General features: G+C 53.0%; 23 protein-coding genes. 7 read left to right on the top strand and 16 right to left on the bottom strand.

The features are described 5' to 3' along the window. Positions 1 to 224: 224 nt before the first annotated feature. The 3 genes from WOA58_RS16850 to WOA58_RS16840 form a co-directional block, all read right to left on the bottom strand. Positions 225 to 956, bottom strand: a complete 732-nt coding sequence (locus WOA58_RS16850; protein ID WP_340605452.1) for a hypothetical protein — start codon at positions 954 to 956, stop codon at positions 225 to 227. A gap of 68 nt (positions 957 to 1,024) precedes the next feature. Next, positions 1,025 to 1,201, bottom strand: a complete 177-nt coding sequence (locus WOA58_RS16845; RefSeq protein WP_340605451.1) for a hypothetical protein — start codon at positions 1,199 to 1,201, stop codon at positions 1,025 to 1,027. After that, positions 1,201 to 1,809: a hypothetical protein gene (locus WOA58_RS16840; protein ID WP_340605450.1), complete on the bottom strand. Its 609-nt coding sequence runs from the start codon at positions 1,807 to 1,809 to the stop codon at positions 1,201 to 1,203. The genes WOA58_RS16845 and WOA58_RS16840 overlap by 1 nt, the downstream gene beginning before the upstream one ends. A 212-nt stretch (positions 1,810 to 2,021) precedes the next feature. Here WOA58_RS16840 and WOA58_RS16835 point away from each other — a divergent pair, with 212 nt between their 5' ends. From WOA58_RS16835 to WOA58_RS16825, 3 genes are all read left to right on the top strand, one after another. Continuing rightward, on the top strand, positions 2,022 to 2,384 hold the full coding sequence (locus WOA58_RS16835; protein ID WP_340605449.1) for a hypothetical protein: 363 nt from the start codon (positions 2,022 to 2,024) through the stop codon (positions 2,382 to 2,384). Positions 2,385 to 2,924: 540 nt separating this feature from the next. After that, positions 2,925 to 3,227 carry a helix-turn-helix transcriptional regulator gene (locus tag WOA58_RS16830; RefSeq protein ID WP_340605654.1) on the top strand — a complete coding sequence of 101 codons (303 nt, stop codon included), beginning with the start codon at positions 2,925 to 2,927 and terminating at the stop codon, positions 3,225 to 3,227. Between the two features lie 509 nt (positions 3,228 to 3,736). Further along, on the top strand, positions 3,737 to 4,270 hold the full coding sequence (locus WOA58_RS16825) for an Rrf2 family transcriptional regulator (RefSeq protein ID WP_340605448.1): 534 nt from the start codon (positions 3,737 to 3,739) through the stop codon (positions 4,268 to 4,270). Between the two features lie 1,049 nt (positions 4,271 to 5,319). Here WOA58_RS16825 and WOA58_RS16820 read toward each other — a convergent pair. The 5 genes from WOA58_RS16820 to WOA58_RS16800 all read right to left on the bottom strand — a co-directional run bounded on the left by WOA58_RS16820 (position 5,320) and on the right by WOA58_RS16800 (position 8,858). Further along, positions 5,320 to 5,688 carry a DUF7344 domain-containing protein gene (locus WOA58_RS16820; protein ID WP_340605447.1) on the bottom strand — a complete coding sequence of 123 codons (369 nt, stop codon included), beginning with the start codon at positions 5,686 to 5,688 and terminating at the stop codon, positions 5,320 to 5,322. Between the two features lie 60 nt (positions 5,689 to 5,748). Further along, positions 5,749 to 5,958: a hypothetical protein gene (locus WOA58_RS16815; RefSeq protein ID WP_340605446.1), complete on the bottom strand. Its 210-nt coding sequence runs from the start codon at positions 5,956 to 5,958 to the stop codon at positions 5,749 to 5,751. Between the two features lie 267 nt (positions 5,959 to 6,225). Then, positions 6,226 to 6,681: a hypothetical protein gene (locus WOA58_RS16810; protein ID WP_340605445.1), complete on the bottom strand. Its 456-nt coding sequence runs from the start codon at positions 6,679 to 6,681 to the stop codon at positions 6,226 to 6,228. Between the two features lie 170 nt (positions 6,682 to 6,851). Beyond that, a complete protein-coding gene (locus WOA58_RS16805) occupies positions 6,852 to 7,961 on the bottom strand; it encodes an acyltransferase (protein ID WP_340605444.1) in 1,110 nt (369 codons plus the stop codon). Between the two features lie 693 nt (positions 7,962 to 8,654). Further along, positions 8,655 to 8,858 carry a hypothetical protein gene (locus WOA58_RS16800; protein WP_340605661.1) on the bottom strand — a complete coding sequence of 68 codons (204 nt, stop codon included), beginning with the start codon at positions 8,856 to 8,858 and terminating at the stop codon, positions 8,655 to 8,657. Between WOA58_RS16800 and WOA58_RS16795 the strand changes: the two genes are divergently transcribed. Next, positions 8,810 to 9,292 carry a SprT-like domain-containing protein gene (locus WOA58_RS16795; RefSeq protein ID WP_340605443.1) on the top strand — a complete coding sequence of 161 codons (483 nt, stop codon included), beginning with the start codon at positions 8,810 to 8,812 and terminating at the stop codon, positions 9,290 to 9,292. The two genes, WOA58_RS16800 and WOA58_RS16795, sit on opposite strands and share 49 nt — an antisense overlap. Before the next feature lie 690 nt (positions 9,293 to 9,982). On the opposite strand, the gene WOA58_RS19115 is transcribed toward WOA58_RS16795, so the two are convergent. Together WOA58_RS19115 and WOA58_RS16780 are read right to left on the bottom strand one after the other, a co-directional pair. Further along, a complete protein-coding gene (locus WOA58_RS19115; RefSeq protein ID WP_390220973.1) occupies positions 9,983 to 10,489 on the bottom strand; it encodes a YhjD/YihY/BrkB family envelope integrity protein in 507 nt (168 codons plus the stop codon). After that, positions 10,389 to 10,754, bottom strand: coding sequence for a YhjD/YihY/BrkB family envelope integrity protein (locus tag WOA58_RS16780; RefSeq protein ID WP_340605441.1), 366 nt, complete (start codon positions 10,752 to 10,754; stop codon positions 10,389 to 10,391). The genes WOA58_RS19115 and WOA58_RS16780 overlap by 101 nt, the downstream gene beginning before the upstream one ends. 285 nt (positions 10,755 to 11,039) lie before the next feature. Between WOA58_RS16780 and WOA58_RS16775 the strand changes: the two genes are divergently transcribed. Further along, on the top strand, positions 11,040 to 11,546 hold the full coding sequence (locus tag WOA58_RS16775) for a DUF302 domain-containing protein (RefSeq protein ID WP_340605440.1): 507 nt from the start codon (positions 11,040 to 11,042) through the stop codon (positions 11,544 to 11,546). Between the two features lie 423 nt (positions 11,547 to 11,969). Here the strand turns inward: WOA58_RS16775 and WOA58_RS16770 are convergent, their stop codons facing one another. From WOA58_RS16770 to WOA58_RS16760, 3 genes are all read right to left on the bottom strand, one after another. Next, positions 11,970 to 12,251, bottom strand: a complete 282-nt coding sequence (locus WOA58_RS16770) for a hypothetical protein (RefSeq protein WP_340605439.1) — start codon at positions 12,249 to 12,251, stop codon at positions 11,970 to 11,972. 730 nt (positions 12,252 to 12,981) lie between these two features. Beyond that, a complete protein-coding gene (locus tag WOA58_RS16765; protein WP_340605438.1) occupies positions 12,982 to 13,485 on the bottom strand; it encodes a tyrosine-type recombinase/integrase in 504 nt (167 codons plus the stop codon). A 297-nt stretch (positions 13,486 to 13,782) separates the two neighbouring features. Further along, entirely contained in the window at positions 13,783 to 14,802 is a 1,020-nt protein-coding gene (locus WOA58_RS16760; RefSeq protein WP_340605437.1) for a DHH family phosphoesterase, read from the bottom strand. 193 nt (positions 14,803 to 14,995) lie between these two features. Here WOA58_RS16760 and WOA58_RS16755 point away from each other — a divergent pair, with 193 nt between their 5' ends. Next, positions 14,996 to 15,196 (top strand): hypothetical protein, encoded by a 201-nt coding sequence (locus WOA58_RS16755; protein ID WP_340605436.1) that lies wholly within the window; start codon positions 14,996 to 14,998, stop codon positions 15,194 to 15,196. A 12-nt stretch (positions 15,197 to 15,208) separates the two neighbouring features. On the opposite strand, the gene WOA58_RS16750 is transcribed toward WOA58_RS16755, so the two are convergent. From WOA58_RS16750 to WOA58_RS16740, 3 genes are all read right to left on the bottom strand, one after another. Further along, a complete protein-coding gene (locus WOA58_RS16750; RefSeq protein WP_340605435.1) occupies positions 15,209 to 16,252 on the bottom strand; it encodes a hypothetical protein in 1,044 nt (347 codons plus the stop codon). After that, entirely contained in the window at positions 16,249 to 16,488 is a 240-nt protein-coding gene (locus WOA58_RS16745) for a DUF4177 domain-containing protein (RefSeq protein WP_340605434.1), read from the bottom strand. The genes WOA58_RS16750 and WOA58_RS16745 overlap by 4 nt, the downstream gene beginning before the upstream one ends. A gap of 891 nt (positions 16,489 to 17,379) precedes the next feature. Further along, entirely contained in the window at positions 17,380 to 18,042 is a 663-nt protein-coding gene (locus tag WOA58_RS16740; RefSeq protein ID WP_340605433.1) for a helix-turn-helix domain-containing protein, read from the bottom strand. A gap of 1,401 nt (positions 18,043 to 19,443) precedes the next feature. Here WOA58_RS16740 and WOA58_RS16735 point away from each other — a divergent pair. Further along, the gene (locus tag WOA58_RS16735) at positions 19,444 to 20,055 is read left to right on the top strand and encodes a DUF5828 family protein (RefSeq protein WP_340605432.1); all 612 of its coding nucleotides are present in this window, start codon (positions 19,444 to 19,446) and stop codon (positions 20,053 to 20,055) included. The last annotated feature ends 436 nt before the right edge of the window (positions 20,056 to 20,491 follow it).

Raw genomic sequence — 20,491 nt, 5'->3', positions numbered from 1 at the left:
GCTGTCCGTGACGAGTCGTGAGCGGCGACTCCCGTTGCTCCTGAAATCCGAGCCCTCAAAAATTCGAGATCCATCCCGATCGAATCAGCAACCAGTATATGCAATTAACCCCCGTTCCTGGGAGAGTGGGGGATTATCGACAGCGGCACCACCCGTACACGTGACGCGATGTGCGACGCGAGTAGGCAGGCGAGCGCAGGCGGGCGAGCGTGGGCGCGCACACATCACGTCACGTCACGTAGCGCGCAGGCAGGCGTGCACGTCGCGTCACGTCGCGGCGCGTCACGCGGCGCACACGCCCCAGGCGTGAGCGTAGGCAGGTACACGGCGCACGTCGCGACACACGCCACGACGTGGGGCGCAGCACACGACACGCAGCAGGCGACAGGCGACGCGCCGCTGTCCGCGCCCTGCCACGCCTCGAGGTGAGCGTCGGCGGCGAGACGCGGCCCACAGCCGCCGCTGGCTGACGGCGCGACGAGCTCCTCGAAAGCGAGCGGCGGCATCTCCCGCATGGCGGCGAGCGTCTGCTCGACAGGGAGCGTCACCCGTTCCTGCTCGCCGTCGACAGTGGCGGCCACTTCGGCCCCGGTGTCGGAGTCGGGGTCGACGTCCGCACTCCCGAGGTACTCGTTGAGTTCGTCGCGGATCTCCGAGGAGATCTCGGTCCAGGTGTGGTGTGACCGGACCTCGGCGTGGAGGTCGGAGCTGTCGAGATCGCCGATCACGATCACGCGGTCGTCAGCCCACCGGCCGAGATTCGGGTGGGCGGCGCGCACATCGTCGTCGGTTTCGGTCGCGTCGCTCTCGTGGAGCAGGTAGACGACGGCGCTCGGGACGGTGCTCCCGAGCAGCTCGTCGAACTCGCGGCCGCCGCCGAGATATCGCGGGTCGAAATACTCCTCGCGATCGAGGTTCGCGAGGACGTAGCTCTGGCGCTGCTCGTCTGTTCCCATGTCTGTGCTATCGGTTCTCATCTCGGTTGTAGTTGTCATAAATCTAATGTGGTTAGCTACTGCTGTCGCTATGCTCCTGGGACCGTGATCGCGATCGAGGTCGTGGCGCCACTCGCGACGAGCACGCCGATCAGGACGCCGACGGCGAGCACGGCGAGCAGCGGCAGGACGCGCTCGCGGAGCGTCGCCACGGCCCGCTGTCGTCGCCGCTGTCGAGCGTGCTCGTCGAGCGACTCAGCAGCCATTAGAGGCCACCCCGAGCCGAGCACTCCTCGCGGTGGGCGTCGCTTCGGAGGTCCTGCTCACGCATGGCCTCGCGACCGCACTCGCAGCGGTAATACGTCGCGCCCCCCTGCTCCGGCGGCTCGACGTGGCGCGTGATCTCGGGCTCCGACGCCGGCTCAGGTTCGTTGCTCCCGACGTCCTCGACGACGACACCGCCGTCCGTCGCGACCGCGTGACCGGCGGTGCTCGCGTCGGGTTCCGCGACGACGTGGCCGGGCTCGAATCGAGGACCGCTGCGAACGAACGCACCGAGGTCGTCGTCGAGCTCGTCGTCCGCGATCCACGCGGGGATCGTTCGGGCGCCGGTTGCGACCTCGACGCGCCGGAGGTGCTTGCAGTGAGCGCCGCGGTGCTCGTGATCGGGACACTCGCACACGCCCTGATCGACGTCGACGAGGTACGTCGAGCCGCTTGCGCTCACGACCTCGTAGAGGCCAGGAACGCCGCGCACGCGGCCCTGATCTCCGAGCACGGTCATGCAGTCGGTAAGCGCTCGGACGTCGCGAGCGTCGAGGTCGGTCGGTTCGTGATCCGTCGTCGTTTTACCGTGGGGGGTTGTAGCGCACATTGGCTTTCACTGGTTTCCGAGAAAGCCCGCGTCCGGTACTGGAACACCAGGCGCTTTTCCGCGAACCAAAGCGCTTCGAAGGGAGACGTCCTTTCTCATATGTAGTTAATATCTCTATCGCTACAAAGCTATTTTATCGGTTCTAATAGGATAGTGGGTATAGAACAAATAACCCTATGAGAGACCGGATCGTACGGAGTAGTAGATAGAAGATGGTCGACAGCGATTCAGACAACGCGCCCGCTGGCGAGCAGGACAACGACGACGAGCCCATGAGCCACGCGGAGCGCGGCAAGAAGGGCGGACGGCCGCCGCTTGCGACGCGCGAGGATGTCCTCGACGCGGTCCGAGAGGTGCTCGCGGAGTCGGACGCGCCGATCGTTCGCACGCCGGACGTCGTCAAGCGGCTCCCGATCGGCAATCAGACGACGCGTGATCACCTAGGGACGCTTGTCGAGCAGAGTGAGCTCCGCTCCCTGTCGGTCGGCTCGGGCAAAGTGTGGTGGATCGACGAGAGCGAGGACGGCGACAGCCCTGACGAGCAGGACGACGACGGTCCGATTTTCAAACTTTGATTTTGAGGCGCTCACGCGCGTTCTGAGCGTCCGGTGTATCCAGGTAGGACCACTTAGTAGGGCGGCATCGACCACTCTCCGTACACGAGCACGCTCCTCGTCGCTCGAGAGAGTGACCCGGCCCCCGGCTCCGGTCCTCGTCGCCGTCGAAGCCAAGCCTTGTGCAACGGTCGCCTTTCGAGAGCCGTCGGTGTTGCACGAGGTATGTATCGAAAGGCGACGAAACAGCGTTCTGGCTACATTAACTGTTGATAGCACAGAAATTGACACAAGAGTGGCGCCAATCTATAGAGTGAGAGACTGCTCTATGCGAGTATATACTACCATGAGTTCAAACTAGTACTGCTTGATCCCTTTTGTTGGCGATTCCTCCGGCCAGCTAATTGACTTCAGCTGTGCAGAATGAGTCACTTCCTTCCTTGTGCAACAGACTCTACTTAGCGGATCTGTTGCACAAGGATGATAGCTATCGGTTTTATTTTATGTATATTTGGTGAGATAATGCAGAATCTTAACGGCCACCTCTCTCTATTAGGCAATATGGATGACTTGACAGGCTTTCAACGCGATCTTCTCTATGTTATTGCTGGACTCGATGAGCCACATGGCCTCGCGCTAAAGGATGTTCTCGAGGAGTACTACGGGACCGAGATTCACCACGGGCGTTTGTATCCGAATCTCGATACACTCGTGGATAAGGGATTAGTGAAGAAGGGCAAGCTCGATCAGCGGACGAACAAGTATGAGCTTACCGAACGGGGCCGTCGCGAGCTTCGAGCGCGCCGCGAATGGGAGGATCAATATTGTGGTGAGTTGGTGAGCGTCGAGTCTGAGGCCCGCTGACAGGGTTACGTGTTGCACCCATTAGTTGCGATTTGCTTCGAGAAGAGAGGCAAGACGTTCCATCCGCGTCTGATTGTACGCAGTGAGATCGTATCGATTGCGATTGCTCCGATGGGTGTGTACTTGAAGGATATCAAGTGTCGCGGCTGTGCTGAGAAGCTGGCCAGTAATCTGGGGTTGGAATGGTGGATCATCCCAGTTCGAGTGGAGTTGTTTTGCCGAGGCGTAGTTGCGATCAGTGTTTTCGAGAAGCTCTTCGAGCTTGCTGAAATGGCGTTTGAGGAGGGCATATCGTCGTGGATTCTCAGACTGGAGAGTCGCCAGTTGATCACTAAGGGATGGAGGAGATGATCGATCCGTAGCCATCAATTATCTGTAGGTCGCTCCACTACTAAATGGAGCGGATCTAGCTATTCGATTGTGCTGTGGAACCTCTACAAGGCCTATACGTATGTTGGCACATACTGTGCTTCCACAGTTTATTAAAGAAGCTACCTTCTAATGGAGGTATGTCCTCAATCGAGCTTACAGGGAGTCAGAAGAGCATCCTCACTGCACTCGTTGACCTTCACCGTAATAGAGAGAATGCGGTGAAAGGCGACAAAATAGCCGGAGAAGTCGACCGCAATCCAGGGACGATTCGCAATCAGATGCAGAGTCTAAAAGCCCTGCAGTTGGTCGAGGGAGTTCCGGGTCCAAAAGGCGGGTACAAGCCGACAGTAACGGCGTTTGAAGTATTAGACATGGACCAATTGGACGAGCCGGCCGCGGTTTCACTGACTCACAATGGTGAGGCCGTCGAAGATGCTAATATCCGCGAAATCGATCTCTCGAGCGTTCAGCATCCCGAGCAGTGTCGCGCGGAGATTCACGTTCAGGGATCGGTCCAGGACTACGAGAACGGTGATTCGATTACGGTTGGTCCAACGCCACTCTCAAAGCTCGTGGTCGAAGGAACTCTCGACGGTATCGATACGACGAACAGGATTCTCGTGGTACAGGTCGATCGCCTCGAAGCGCCTGTTGGTGAGCCGGATCACTAACAGTAGATATCGTCTCGCCCTCAGGAGATCCATCGCTCCGTAGTGTAGTCGGAACGTGACGATTCTCTCCGGGGCAGGGCGATCCCAGCCCCGACAGGCAGCAGGATTGCAATGGGCCACATCAGATCCCGTGCCCGTGTGAGCCATCGACACTCTCCGCGAAAAAACCACGGACTTGTTCGGCCAACCATAGATTAGCATCTCGATGAAGCGGAATCGGCTGAGCTGCGAATGTTGGTGAGAGGGCTGGTATGGAATCCAGCCCACCACGGATACGGGGTACGGAGCCGTCATGTCTGAACGGTTCGTACCCATGCTAGATGATGACGCATATCTATTAAAACCTATTGATATATACTGTGGAGTTTCTACTCTTCGTTTGGTACGAAACCTCCCATGTGGGGAGGTCAGCTCTCTCAACCGGTCGGAGGACTAAGCCAACCGCGGACTATGTTATACACTCACACAAAAATAGCTATCGGGGTATCTCAAATAGGCGCCGTGTGATTCAGACTTAGACAAGTGAGATAGACTACTCTGTCACGTCTTGTCGTTGGCGTCCCTGTTTACTAGCTATGGTACCGCAAAGTCGCCTCTAGTTGGATACAGTGGTTGTCACTAGGGCCTTGGAGCCGTCTGAGAGGTCAGACGATTGAATTCTAAGAGAGGTGACGAGATGTGAAACGTTCAGTACTACTTAGAAGAACCGAGTCGGTTCGCTCTCACCGTCGTCGTTGATTTTCTGGTGGTGCTCGATCTTGTTGAGGCCGAGGAATGCGGGTGTCATCACCAGATATTAACTCAGGAGTGAATAAAGGACTTGCGTGACATATTGAGACCAACTCGCACGAATGGAGGGACAACTGAACTCTTCCCAAGAACGAGCCCAACACAACAATGCTGGAATGAAGACATCGCTGACAGGGTACTATCCTTGGGTCTACCAAATCTACTCTTGCCCTCATAGAGTGACTGACCTGCGGCCTCGTTGCAATTTGCTGAATGGGGTTGGCAAGCGGTGACATTGCCGCGATCGCAATCAGGAACTATCACTCCTCAGCTTGGGTAAGTTCATCATGCCGTACACGAGCGGCCCACTGAGCGAGTAGGGGCTGATCAAGACAGCGTATGAGTTCGTGCCGAGGATCACAATCAACGATTCCAACGTCACTGAGGACCGGGAGATGCCACTGATAGAGGTCCGCTGCAACGTTCTGGTAGAGTTCTCGAGTGAGTGGCTCTCGGAGTATGGCGGCTTCGAGAGTTGCGACATCCTCAATTAGCGTCTCGAATTCGATGGGAGCATCGGAGGAGCCAAGCAGCGAATACAGCGCAAACCGTCGTCGCTTGTTGGCTAAGAGTTCGAATACCGTGTCGAGTGAGAGAGATGAGTGTTGTTTCGTTGATCCATGTGCCATTGGCAGGCCTACTATAATTCGCAGGTATAACTCTGTTGTATCGCCATGAGAGGTGAGAAGTCAGTATCGTCGCTCCTCGAAGAGATCAACTGTCCGTTCTGCGGTCATTCGGGAGAGTTCTTCGGCCTGTGCGGGATCTAATCGGACCGGTTCTTCCTCCTTATCTTCGAGCAACCCAATCAGATATACGCCCCACGGAACAGCGCCTCGTTCTTCGTTAAGACGCTCTTTGTCGGCGCGATCGAGCGTAATAGTGGTTTGATCGCCCATACAATTGTTCTCCAATTGTATCAGTATAACGCTGTCTGTTCGATAGGATGAAGAAGGCGTCAATGGAGCCACTTTGGGGGCGTGTGGAGGCACTGAAGCCGCCTACTCAAGACTAGCAGTACGCGTCCACCAACGTCAACATCGAGAGTATATAGTGATTGGAATGACCGATGCCGGAGGTGTGAGGCCGATCAGTATCAAGATGAATTACAAGCTGGTGCGCGTGATCATAACACCTCTCGACACGGATCACTCCTGCATAGAAAATCAAAGTCGCACGGATATATCCATTACCTTATCATCGTAATACCAACCAGCGCCAGATAGCCAGACTTGTCTGCAAATTCGCTGTTCGTAGACACCGACGATGGTGTCCGCGTACGAGAGTAGCAGTTTGAACCTCGCTATCCAGTTCTCGGTAAAATCGAAGACATCCTCCATTAGGCGAGGATGTGTCCCCGGTTCGTTCAGAGGTTCCTGGACTGCTTTGAGGTGTGGTTTTTCGTCTTCTCCATAGTGGCCGAGGATGAACACAGTCTGAATGTCGGGGTTGAAGAAATCATCGTTCTCGTGAATCGCAGTGAGGAATGCTCTGCGAAGGACACTGACGGAATTCGCGCTGATCGTGGGTGCCATCGATACTGAAACGCTGCTTGCTCCAACGGTCATGGCGACGAAAAACGCTAGACCCAGTGAGAATACGAAGCTGATTATGGATACCACGAGATCTGGTAGAACAATCACTGAAATAGCCGGCGCCCTTGCAGGGATATTCGACCTATTTTATAGGCATTACCGGGGCTACGTGTCATATTCCGATAACCAATCGCGTGTTAGGCAGGTAATGAGAGATAATATACAGTACCTACGTTTGATCTGGGGCATCCTCCTGCTTAGAATAATTGACTCCGTATTCGACTGAGACGTGGTAGATGATCCCCTCCCATTTCGATAAGTCCTATTTTGTGGGCAATAAAGTAGACCAAGAGAGCCCCGAAGAAAGTCGCCGGCGTTAACAACAAATGCCAGAGGAGGGTGTCGGTCGCCTCAATGCCAATGTGACGTATTGGACCGTCTGTACGTTCTACGATGTACAACACCGCAGGATGGACGACATAGATGCCGACAGCGTATTTTCCCCATGCTGGCACTGGAGTCGATCGACCAAAATGTGGTCGTGAGAGCAAGAATAGAAACAACGAAAGAGTAAGAAACGCAGTACTGATCGTATAACTCGCCGTATAGACTCCCTGGGCAAGCGTCTCACCGGTAAGGACATAGCCAAGCATGTATCGTTCTCCGATATGAAGAATACTGAATAAGATCGTCGCACCGAGATAGAGCGTACTATGCGCAGAATCTGGCTGCCAATCGGATGCGGCAATCCAGTAACCGAGACTAGTATAAAAGAATCCAAAGAAGAGCGCATCCCGAGTCTCAAGGGGAATATCGACAAACATCGTATAACTCGCTCCCAGTAAGCCGATGATATGAAGGCCTATCGAGATGGGTAGAAGGTACTTCGTTGTCTTCGAGAGGATAGCGAGGTAGATAAGCCCGAGTGAGAACAGTAATGCGGGGAGAAACCAGAGAATCACGGAGATAGAAGTGCCATAGTAGAGCAGCTCAACTGGTGCGATGAACTCGCCGATTCTGAGAAGGCTACTCTGGACTATCGCTTCGGTATCGGTCCCTGAACGGATGACAGTACCAGTGATAAACACGGGAAACGCAAGTAAGAGTCCAAAGATGTACAGTGACGTGATAATGATCGCTCGCTTGATGAAATATTTCGTTGGATCACGGTGGACTGTTTTAAGCGCGAAAAAATACCCGGAGGTCACGAAGAAAAACGGAACTGCAAACCGTGCTGTACTGTCTATTAGAAAGTTGAGAGTATTGCCGTATACTCCTAGCCCTCTAAATGGGTCTGTATGGATCGAGACGATGAAGACCATTGCGAGTAGTCGCATCGAATCGATACTCTGCAGTCGATCGGCCATTAGTTGAGAGGAGGTGATTCTGGTTGTGAGCTTTTCGATTCATGGGTTACAAGTTATAATTATCATGCAAGAAATGGATAGATCACTCAGTCAAATTTGAGAAAGAGACGACATTATGGCCCTGCGAAGGGAGTCTCTGGGATTAGACACTCTTCGATGAGTTTGGTGATTCGGAATCAATAGATTCTCAGGTCGCTGGAAGTGGGAACCTTGTGCAACCATATCCTGTCGGGAAAGAGTCGATATTGCAGAAGGCACTATCTAACTGATCATCCCATAACGTTATGCGATGAATCGCGCATGTTCCTGGGTGGTCGTGAGTTCACGATCAGCAACTATGCCCGAGCGCGTGCAGATCTGTTCGAGTGGTGTCTCAGCAGGCTGGGTTGCCGCAGAATTGTTCTCGGTGGTAGAGACACCGAGGCCGAGGTAGTTCACTGGTAGTGCGAGTCGCTCCGACGCGGGGACGGAAAGTGCACCGATGAGTCCTGAAGACGACTGAGAGGAAGTAGTGGCCCTGTTGGAATCCTCAGACTGTGACAGGTTTCAGAAGTGGTGCTGAATACAGAGCGCGTATCTTGCGCACCACCTATGAAAAAGGCGTTACCTACAGCCGTTCCATGTTCGGCATCGTCAACGACGTCAACTGTTTCAAGCTCTTAGTCGAGGTCGATCGGAATCGTAGCTTCCTGGCTACAGATCGTTCATGGTGTAGATTCCTTCGTCGACCAAGACCGGCGTGAATTGAGCGTTCATCCAGTTCCGAAACGCGTCTCCGATCCCACCACCCTCTTGCATGATGAACTGTTCGAGGGCGAATACCCGGATAAGAAGCTCCATGACCCGTTGTGGCCATCCGGACCGTACTGCCAATCGAAGCAGGACAATATCAACCATATGTAGCCGTCTCTCAGTACTCCTCAAATACATTTGCCAGCACGGTTACGATACTGCTCCACAAAACAGCTGATTCAGTCGAAAAGAGGCGAAACAATGACCATCAGAGTGAGCAGATCACGATCCGTCTCTCGTGGGATGCTTACGAGGCGTACGGTTGGCAGCAGTTTTCCCGAATCGTTCGCCACGATCTGATCCACGTCTGGCAGTATCACGAGTACGATAAGGCCGACCACGGACCGACGTTTCACCAATGGGTTGAACCGCTGGAGACAGATCGTCATCGTGAGCAGTACGCTGAGCCGAACTACTGGGTTATCTACGAGGAGTGTGAAAGTTGTGATTCCCGATATCGCCGGTCGAAGGTTGTGAAGCTCTCCGAGAAGTATTTGTGTGGGCAGTGTGGTGGGGAGATCAGTGTCGAAAATGCGTAGTACGCGTTCATTTCTTCCTTGTGCAACATATTGTCTTCATCAAGTGCTGACGTTGTACAAGGCGAGTCAAGATAGAGTGAATGAGAGCAGATAGATTCCGGTCCCGATTTCCAAGAAAGGACACGAATAAAGGACTGTTCGCCTCAGCCAGTACAACCCTGTGGCGGTTCAAGCGGTTCATTCGGTTATCTCTTGGAGTAGGCTGAGTCATGTCAATAGTTGCTTGGAGATCGTTGCTGAACCCCCAGAAGCGTTCACAATCGCCGAATTAACCACAAAGCCTATACTATGAGTCTCGGTAGCACGAGTTGGCGAGCTTCCGAGCTCGTCGGTCCAGAAGCGTGGTTGTTGGCCCATTAGATGGGACCTGCCCCTTCAGGGCGGGGTAGGTTTCCCCATGAGCTAAGTAATGTGAAGTTGTAACACTCGCTGGCGATCGATCGACGACCGGTATCACGTTCGACCTCCTCGATTCGGAGAGGTTTTCGTGTCCTGTTCTAGGGCTATATCAATGTGCTATTTATAATTGTATCTGAACTAATAGTAGGACGTCGTCCGGTAATCGAGCGGGGTCGTGACAGGGCAGTACTATTGAGAAAGATAAAGGATGAATCTGGTCTTCTATATTAGTTGTATGAGGATGCCAGAGGTGAGCGGTCTGCGGCTTCGGCGTCATCAGGCAACTCATCCTCACGATCCATGAGGACGTAGTTGAAGAGCGCGCCGAAAATAATGATGATGCCGCCAACATACAGCCAGGTAAGTAACAGCAGGATTGCACCGACGACACCGTAGGCATCGTACTGACCAGCGTTCGAGTCCGAACAGCGTGTGAAGGATTGTCCAGCCAGCCGCCGCGAGAAACGATCCAGGGAGTGCTTGCCTAACAGAAATCGTCTCAGTATCAAGCAAGAAGTAGTACATCGGCAAGAACACGAGCGTGAGGCCCGCTATCAGAAACAGCGGGGTGAAGAATACAAACGGAACGTCCGGTAAGACTACAATCATTGTCCCGAGGACGATCATCCCCATTGCAGCAATAATGGCTGCACCGAAGACGATCACTGTATTGATGATCTGGCCAATGATCGATTTCTCAAGGCCGGCATCGTAGACGATCGAGAACGCAGTGTCGAGTCCGCGAAACAGCTTCAGTGCGCTCCACAGACAGGACCAAGAACCCTGCGATCGTTGCACCACCTCGTCCTTCCTCACCCGTGATCGCGTCCTCGATCGCGTCCTGTCCAGCCGGAGCGAGGTATTCACCTGCCTGGTCGATGGTCTGGTTCGCCAGCTCTTGGCCGCCGACGATCGAACCGATGAGAAACAGAAAGAGTAAAAGTGGAATAATTGGCGTAAATGCGTAGTAGGCGATGCTCGCCGCCAGAAACGTGATCTGATCGTTCTGGGCTTCTTCAATCACTCTTCGCCTAATGGCGATACTACTGTCAATTCGACTCACATCGGTACTGCTCTCAACACAGATAAAGACCCATGGGTATCACTTGCAAGGCAACGACCCGAAAGTATCTATTAGGATCATCCATTGTTTGCGTTTCTGCTAGGAGGAATAATTGTGGAGGTCTCCAAAAGTTGGATCGATGACATAGATATCGGTGTGCTCATTGTCAACACAATAACTGTTAATTGGATTGTGTGAGATAATCACGTACGGACGGGATGGTATCTACACGATGATTTGTTGCGCCAGTATTTTGTGCTTAGATTGACTCTATCAGACTGAATTATGACACGAGAACCTGATGATGACCGACGAACCGTTCTAAAGCTTGCAGGGTTGAGCGCTGCCGGTGTTGGCAGCATTGCAGGACTCAGTGGAACAGCCGCTGCCTCCAACTCTGAGGACGGACTCATCACAGTCGAGGGAGGCGAAACAGTAGAGGGAACCGTCGAACGGATCGAAGCCGCGATTGAAGAGGGGCCGCCGGAGCTGATCACGACATTCAATCACGCTGCAAACGCTGCGTCGGTTGACGAGGAGCTCCGCGAGACGACACTGATCCTTTTTGGAACACCGGAAGTCGGTACACCAATTATGCAAGAAAACCAAACGGCCGGAATCGATCTTCCTCAGAAGCTCCTCGTTTGGTGTGATGAAGACGGCCAAGTACAGATCACCTATAACGATCCTGAGTGGAACCTTGTGGATCGGCACAGCGTGTCCGAATCTGAACAAATCGAAATGATGAGCGAGGCCCTCGCAGGCTTTGCAGCTGCCGGCGCAGAGGAGTAAAACACCTATCAAACACTTCTAAAGGAGTTGGCTGGCAAAATACTTAGTGACCAGATCTAATTTAATATAATAGAGGAATTTTTAAAGCTCAGCTACCTATGAACTTATCATCTGTTGATATCAAGGACCTCCTCACTCAATAGAGGAGGTCCAAGGAGCTGTTCTTGTCACCGAAGAATTCTATGATTTTCCGCTCTTCTATGTTGGGACTCGGGCCAATTCGGAGGTACAGCTGCTGTAGACGCGGCCACGACAGTTTTTATGAAACCCACTTGCTGCATGGTGACGGGACTGATTCGACGCAGAAAGTGAATACCGTTCTCGATTCGGGTACTGACGCAATCGTTGTCGGAGATTGCTTTCACGAGGAACGGAAAGCGTACCGCCAGACAACTCGTGTAAATCAGTGAGTAAAGAACGTCGTCATTCCATCTGTACGCCGAGTTCGTCGGCGATCGCTTGCAATTCATCTTTGATAAACGACCCACCGCTGGCGGCCTCTTTCGACTCACTCAGTCCAGTCTCCCACCGGATGCCTGCTCGCATCGTCGTCGTTGATGGGCGTGACCCCTCGTCGACAGTATATCCCACCCCATTCGCGATGGCAATAAGTTTCTCTTTAGTGAACGACGCACTCACCTCACGCTCAAAGCGACCGACGGCTGTACGGATCGCGTTCTGCAGTTCGAGAACAGTTGGACTCATATCGGAATCGACGGCAAATGCACCCGTATAGATTGGGATCGCGTTCGATAACTGGTGGTTCACAACCCTGCTGGTTGAGGCTGGTATCAACGGGTCTCAGTAGTAGAGACCCCGAGGCCAGGTTGCCCTTGCCTGAGACATGAACACCATATATCGCAATCCAATCGCCGTGTCTAGTCCTCTGGTAGTTGGATGATCTAGGATTCTATTTCAGGACATGTTGAACTCGATAGTCGTTCTCGAGTGACTCCGAGGGGAATCGCTCAGAGACAATAGGGTGGCCCGTAGCAACGTGGTGGTTGATGGCTGCATGCCCCGATCCGTTTGTATTCATCTCATTTGTATTTGCGGTCCAGTCACACAGTAAGCAGTAATGACACATTCGATTGTTCTACCGGTATCCTATGAGTCAGCAAAAACATTGGCCGGGCTACCGCAAGCGGGTTATGTCTATTTACTACCGTGCCCGTCTCGGTGTGTCTAGGGCGTTTCGGGAGCAGTGATGGTCGCCGCTCATGAGCATTGCTGTAGGTTTGGTGATTCGATGGTTGAGTGCCCACCGGCTAACGATGGCGTAGTCGTGACTGATGGCGGTGTTGTGGCCGAATCATCCACGCAGGACGACGACGAGACACTCTGATTGGGCCGCTACCACCGCCGACGGCCATGGGAGTTATTTTCGGATTTCGATTATCGAGAGTAGGAACGTCGCCTGGGATGCTCAGTACCCCTAGCGTGGGCGGAAGTGTCCATAGACCTCGTCAGTCGTCTGTAAATTCGCGTGCCGAAGTCGCAGCATCACATCTTCGAGACGCTTGTTTTCGCGTCGGATCATCTGAAACACGATTGAATAACGGAATGTATGGGGCGACATCTCGTGTGACTTGTCGCGTCCTCCTTCGATCCAATAGGAACAAACACCAGCCTCTTTTGCAACTCGTGTAACGGTATTGCGAATAGATCGGTCGGTCATACGGTCAGACTGGCGTGATGGGAATAACGCTTTACTCTTGTTCCAAGACGCGGTTCCGATACCGGCGAAGCTGTCGGCGGGTTTCATCAGCGAGATCGAGATAGGATGGCCTTTCTGGATCTTACTCGGCAAGTAGAGCTCGCCGGGGTCGGCATTCAGGTCGAGATATTCCCAGTTGAGCGCGACGAGTTCACTGACGCGGAGCCCAGTGTTTGCAAGGAGAACGATGAGTGTCTCATTCCGATCTTGGAGGTAGGTCACGAACGATTCAGAGGGGCAGGCATCGCGGATGTGTTCGATTTATTTTGGAGGAAAACCAGGTCTTGCCTTGTTTCTGAGTTACCGAGTTTCCAAAGCAGAAACTCAATCGAACAGAACACACAGCGGCATCAGTGCAGCCGATCCTGATAAATGGCGACTACGCAGAGAGAGAGAAGCCTTCATGGAGAAAGACTCCCCGACGTACTCGGCAGCACAGACGCTTCCGATCAATCTTAATGATCATGTTAGCAGAGCTCACTCGAGTTGAGCGTCTCCATGAAGTACAGATGGCTGCGTTCATTCCTCCAAATCGTCGGCAAGATTGAGTACTGTGAGAAGGCGAGCGGTAATAGCCCGTTCAACGACACTGAGCAACTGTACGTCATCAGTCGTAAAATCGGCAAAGATGCCGAGCGGGATTTCACCGGCTGCTACATCATACTGGCCCCCGACGCTCCCATCGTCTCCGAATGCTTCTTCAAGGATATCACCAGCGTGGACTCGTGGATCTGGAGATCGTGCACTGAGGTGAATGGCTTTGTCGACGATTCCGAAGACGACGACCGTTTCGACGCCTTCCAGCGCCACGAGATAATCGGCGGCCTGCGAGAGCGCATCCTGTTCGGTCGTCCAGCCGACGTGAGAGATGAGTACCGCGCGCTTTCTTATTCGGTTGCCGATAGCAGTCGCGACTGCGTCGAGGGTTCTCCCAGTAGCCGACGGTGCCGATAGCTGTCGGAGCAGGTCCTGATCCGCGTGGTCGTGAAGATATCCCGCCGCGTCGTATTCCTCTCGGGTCACTCCGCGGAGAAAGTCAAGAGTCTCACGCCGGATACCAAACAGAAGTGCCGTCGCAAGCGCAGCGTCAAGACCGATGTTGAGGGCGCGAATGTACTCCGTGAGAATAGTCGAAGCTGCCCCAATATCCTCACGATGGTCAACGAACCGGGCGTCAATTTCATCGGCAGGGTGGTGATCGATCACAACATCAACGGGAGTCCCCTCGGGGACCTGATTGTTTACGCCTGGAACTGCATGATCGACGAACGCGAGCAACGAGTCTGCAGGTCGATTCTGAACGGTCGCAGGTTCGAACAGTTGGAGGTCCATATCGAACAGATTGATAAACGCCCGGTTCTGCTGATGGGAAACATCGCCGCTATAGAGGATACGCTGCTCGTCGATGTCGGCGTCAGTTGCAATCTGCCCCAACGCGAGCGCGCTCGCAAGGGAATCCGGATCTGGATTGTTGTGACAGACGATGTTGATCTCGCTGCCTTCGGTGAGGATTTCGTGTAGATGTTGCGCTTTATTCATTATCTTAAATATATGGGTTCTACATAGTTAGGAGTATATGCTCTCTTGAGTAGGAGGCAATGAGTTCCTCGTACAAGGATCGTTGCAGTTTGTGTAAGATACGAACCCACCATTCAGTATGATAATTATCATATTTCGAAGGATTTACCAAGAGGAATAGTACTCGGCGACACCACCTCGGACGACGCGCTCGGTGATCGATGAGTTCTCGGTGCCCGAACGCCCCGGACCTTTGCCTCGGAGACGGCTTCGTATCGGCCGACTGGTGGCAGGTTATTTTGATGCCTTCCATGCAGCAACGGCCGAAACATGGAGCATGACCGTGCTCTCCCCTGAAGACGATTATAAAGATATCACCGTCGCACAAATCTCATTAGAGTTGACTGATGAGTAGTTGTCTACCTGCCTACCGTTGTGATTCCCGGAGGATCAGCGGCTCAATAGCAAGCGTCCGTTTGGCGATCGTAACGACCCGGGATACGTAGGCTGTAAATAAGAAAAAGGGTACTAGCGTTACTGCAAAAGCAGCCCCGATTACCCATGTGATGTTTTCAACACCAATCGTGCTTCCCGTTAGGGTTGTTACATCGACAACAGTAACCATGACACCTGCAACTGCGAGTGCTGGAATCGCGGCATACAAAATGAGCTGTGAGAGCGTTACCAGTGCCCACTCGAAGTAGAGCGTTTTGACGTGTTCCCGAGCTGGACCAAACATCGAGAGAGCCACTTTCAACTCATTCAGGAGATCGTTCTCGGGTTGGCCGAGATCTTCCTCATGATCGTGGAGCAAGCGCTCGACTTGAAAGATCTTCCACCCGTAATTATAATCCAATGCCGCATACATGACGTCGAACGTTCCGAATTGAGCTCCTTCCAGTCGATCACGTACTACTTCTGAATTACCGATGAGGCTATCAGTAAACTGTTCTATCTCCCACCGAAGTTGATCACTTTCGATATCACTGAGTTCATCACGAACTGCCTCCGCACGATCCTGCGAGACATCAATGAGGTTCCGAAGAAACGCCGATGGATCAGCAGGACTTGGTGCTCCAATTAATTCCTGGGTGTAGTCACGGAAATCCATTGAATCTTCCATTCGGCCGTGTTGTTCGCCAAGTGGGCCATTCTCTTCAGCAATGACTAGCTGACCAATTGTCACAACAAGTGTCGTGCCCGTGACAATCACGGTGATCATTGTCGAAAATAGCGTTTCAATCGTATCTCCGGACCTAAGTTGTGGAACAATTGGTGGAGGAATAAGCGTGACAGCGACTACAAATACGAGAAACATCGCGAAGGTTAAGACACCAGTAAGAACGAGGCGGTTTGCGCTGAGCAGAACCCAGAGTTTGATACGACTTTCACCAGCCCGTTCGTGCATCGTATTGGCCGTACTAACGTCGACGTCTTTGTCGATGTTCGACTCATCGATTTCGGAGTTCATGTCGAGTGCGCATCCTCTACACAGTCATCGTTATTTCGAACGGGACGTTCGAAGACGAGATACTTGGTCCCGCCACTCGTGTAGTCGATTGTTTCGACGAGTCGCCATCCAGCGGCGGCAAGCTCGTTTATTTCGTCTTTCGGATCCTCAGCTTCTTTTTTGGTGTCGCCGCGGGGAGGTCTGAGCGTTTCGTATTCCCAGTATATGTTAGATTCATCGTATGGGGGATGGCTCATACACGAATTTACTGGTACTGCTATCAAAAACCCCCATCCCCTCTTCGTCTCTGTTCTCCTCTGCTCGGTCCATATAGTGAAACCGGTTTAGATGATCTGTTCGCCGGTTGCAGTGGCGGTCATCGTATCTATGGTGGTTGAGTCAACACTGTTGCTGGCAACTAGAGTCGGATTCTGGTTCGTGGGCACACAGACGGAAACTGTGGTCTGGCCTGCGTCAACACTTACTGTGCTATAGAGCTGTCCTGACTAATCAATAACCGTTATTGTCGTTATGTTGCTGGCTTCAGGGGTTGCGTCAGTGCGGACGTGTTGACCACCCCAGGGCTCATCGGTCGAGAATGTGTTGAACACCGGTGATGCATCCGTATCCGCTGTAACTGATGGACTGAGCGTTAGACAGCCACTGAATGAGAGGACTATGACCAAAAGGAGTGCAATGAGTGTTTAAGTGATTCGATATGGCATAGAAGGTGATCATTGGACTTGTGAGAAACAGCTTCTGATTGTCTCACAACTATGGTCTACTTGTCAGGGACGATCGCCCAACTCGAGACCGCCAAGCGGAACGGTGAGCACACCGGCGACCGCTATTCGGATTTGTCGTGAACGAGGACTATCTCACGCCGAACGAGAATTATGATACGGCCGTCGGGGTCCCGAACGAATTGAAAAAGACAAGAGCAAGCGATCGATGGCCGCTTCGCTGGTGTGGCCTGGTCGACTGTCAGGCGGATTCTCAGCCAGGCCAGTTGCACCGCAACCAGCTCCCAACTATGGGTGATGAGGTACCTGAATCGCTCGCCGGCGGCTCATCCTGTGTTTCTGGTCGTGCCGAAAACTGATCGAAGAGACAACCCACTCAAAGAATCCCAATACTGCAGGGAAAGTTCACTCTCCCTTTTTGTCACCGCCGGTGATTAACGTCGACTCAACGAGTTCGCCCGTTGCCCGTCGGAGCCGTTCAGAAAGCGCCTGATGTGATAACCCAAGTTGCTCAGCGAGCTCTGTCTGTGTTACCGTTCGCGGGACGGTGAAATAGCCGGCTTCAAATGCTGCAACAATTGTCTCACGTTGCGTCTCGGTCAGTCCATGCTGGATATGGCCGTCATCTGTGGCTTCATATATCGCTCCAACCGTCAGCGAAAAGCCCGCCTCTTGTAGATAGTCATGAGCCTCAGAGAGCGCTGCCCGATCCGGAAACAGAACGCGAAGGCTCCACCCATCTGCCGAACCAGTGGCATGAGTAATGGTTCCTTCATGATCGGTCAGGAGCGGAACGATTTGATCGATCATCCCCTCCCAGGTCATTTGATACGACCGTTCGTCACCCATCTCCGAGAGCAGGATTCGGTCCTCGACGGTCGGATCGTCGTCGAAGGTGTCTTCGAGTGCTGCAAAGTCGTCAGCGTGCGCCCATACGTACGGGGTGATCTGGTCTGGATCATCCGCAACAACTCGTTCGATTTCGATGACTGCCTCCGGGCATGCGGTCAGCGTTTTTTCAAGCGCGAATTTGTCAGTTGGGACCTCGAATTCGAAGATCGTCGCCATGCATATGCGGGGTTATTACTCGAGATAAGGCTGTGCTCTTAGGGGTAGTTTTACCGCTGAAGATCACCCTCCAAACTGGCGAATACAGTCTGTCAGTGTGTAATGTGAGTCGAAAAGAGGTGTCCGAAGTTTCTATCTCGTGACTCGCCTTTCTGGTCTCAGTTCTCCGCAAGCTCGATCGCCATTACTTCCAAATCTGGCCGGTCTGTGTATTCACAGACCCAAGTAGGTCCGATTGGCACGTCATTCCTGTAGGCAGATTGGAAGAGGCGCGATAGCTCCCGTTGCAGTTCCCGCTCACTGCGAATCTCGTATGATTGGGTCAGGTGAGGCGATTCGGTAGCAATAGGTATAACTTCCCCACTTGGCCTACCACCCTCGATAGCGAACGAATACACCGATATATGGCTCTTGTGCAACATTCTTCCTCCAATAAAGGCGATGTTGCACAAGGCAACTACCAGCGATGAGGAGACGCTAATCACCGGTCCGCACCTCAAGCTGCCGGAGCAGGGTGGTGCGACGTACTACCGGTGTGAGAACTGTGGGCGCGAGTCGCTCCGACGTGGGACGGAGAGCACTCCGAGTTCCATGTCAAGGGGTGCACGCTCCAATGAATCCTGAAGACGACTGAGAGGAATCAGTGAAAGAGGAGAGAGCGAACGTACCCCTCTCCAGTATGACGACCTTCATTTTACTTATTGGTCTTCGTTGTTCTGGAGAGCTTTGATCTCCCCGACGAGCTCGACGAGTTCGAACTCCGTCGAGGGTGGGTAGCGGAGCCACTCATCGACCTCCCAACTGTTACGATCGGTGGCATCGTCATGTTCGTCCTGTTGTACTGGCTGTAATCAACGCCTCCACAGTTTTCGTGGCACCTGTCATGGCGTTAGGGTTAGGATCATCTCTGATCAGGCAGCAGAAGCGGAGAACTATCCGGCTACTCTCAGATTACTTCGACTCGCCGCTCGTAGCAAACGCTTCTCGCGGATCGTTCGGTGTGCACCACAAAAAACGAACGATCGAACCGGGGAGTTGAGCGACTACGCCTTGATACGACCGTAGTCGAAATACAGGCGAGCGGAGCGAGAAACCCGAGAGTTTCCACTACACAAATACCAACATCTAAGAATAAGTCACGCTTCGCCGGTATCATCGGGAACGACGGTAAACTCGAGCGTCCGAAGGTCGTCGGGGTCGAACATGAAGACATGGTCGATATCGTATTCTCGAGCAAGCTTACAATGCAGGCAATGGGATTGACTAAAACGTAGCCTTTCACTCCAGCTCGCAGGCTTATACTGCTGCAGTCGCTCGCTGCTCGCGTCCTCTCGGAATATAGAACACTAGTATAATATGTGGTAACAAATTAACCTCTGGAAGACATACGCAGACGGAGAGATGGAAGAGAGTGTCTCAGGGTTCAAGGTCCGCGGCACATGGGCCGACATCATCGAACACGGCGAGTGTATCACGCGCGCGCTCCGGGATGCAGGGATTCATACGGCATCGAGCAAACCGAATTCAAGCTACCCCGACGCGTTTGCGGAGTGGGACGAATGGCGTCCTAAGCCCCACGATCAACTTGAAGACGCCATCAGCGAGAAAACCGCTGAGCAGGCCAGCGTCGATGAGGGAACAGGCGAGAAGGTCGGTGAATCGCCTACCGAAGACATTCAGACTGCCGGGGAGAAGCTTACCGAATCCTCGGAGGAACTGGAAAAAGACGATGACGAGAGTCCAACCGATAAAGCGGGCGAATCCATGGAACACGTCGCCCGGGCAGCCGACACGGCAGGACGAAAGACCCTCAGGAAAGTCGAAGAGACCGTCTATGACCAGGTGATGACCCAAATCTCACCGTATTATTTTGACAATGAATTGATGAGTGCTAACCTCGGCCAAGTCACGACCGGTGATGAGGAGGAATTCATCTTTGAGGTCAATGTGAATGACGACGATCTGAAAAGTGTGATCTCTGAGCGCCTTACCGATGAGGACTCGATCGACTAATAACGTGATCAACATACGTATCCACGCCTCTTGCAATATGATGCTACCAGCTTTAGCAGCTGCTTCATATGGATCACCAAGCGCTCCGTTTTCAGTAATCGTTTTGTCGCTATAAGTTGGCACTGAGACTGTATACCCGAAGCCATCTTCACTGAGAGATTGATAATATGATCGGATCACGTTTATCGGAGTCTCAAGTGGTAGAATTTGGTAAATATAATATTATTTCAATAGTTGATGTATTTTATTCTACCACAGCAAAATTTCTGTCGCGTTCGCTCGACTCCTATGGACAAGTAGCTTTAATATTTGAAGGGGCAATTCTAGCGGGGGGAAAATCAAATGACGTACGATGCGCGGAATCCTAATCGAGAATTATGGCTCTATGCATGCCAGCGTTGTGGAGCTCCATACAAAGACAAGCTAGAGTTTTGCC

Source organism: Halalkalicoccus tibetensis (genome assembly GCF_037996645.1).
Classification (GTDB): domain Archaea; phylum Halobacteriota; class Halobacteria; order Halobacteriales; family Halalkalicoccaceae; genus Halalkalicoccus; species Halalkalicoccus tibetensis.
The sequence above is the reverse complement of the archived record's forward strand: the minus strand, read 5'-3'. Positions and strand labels throughout refer to the sequence as shown.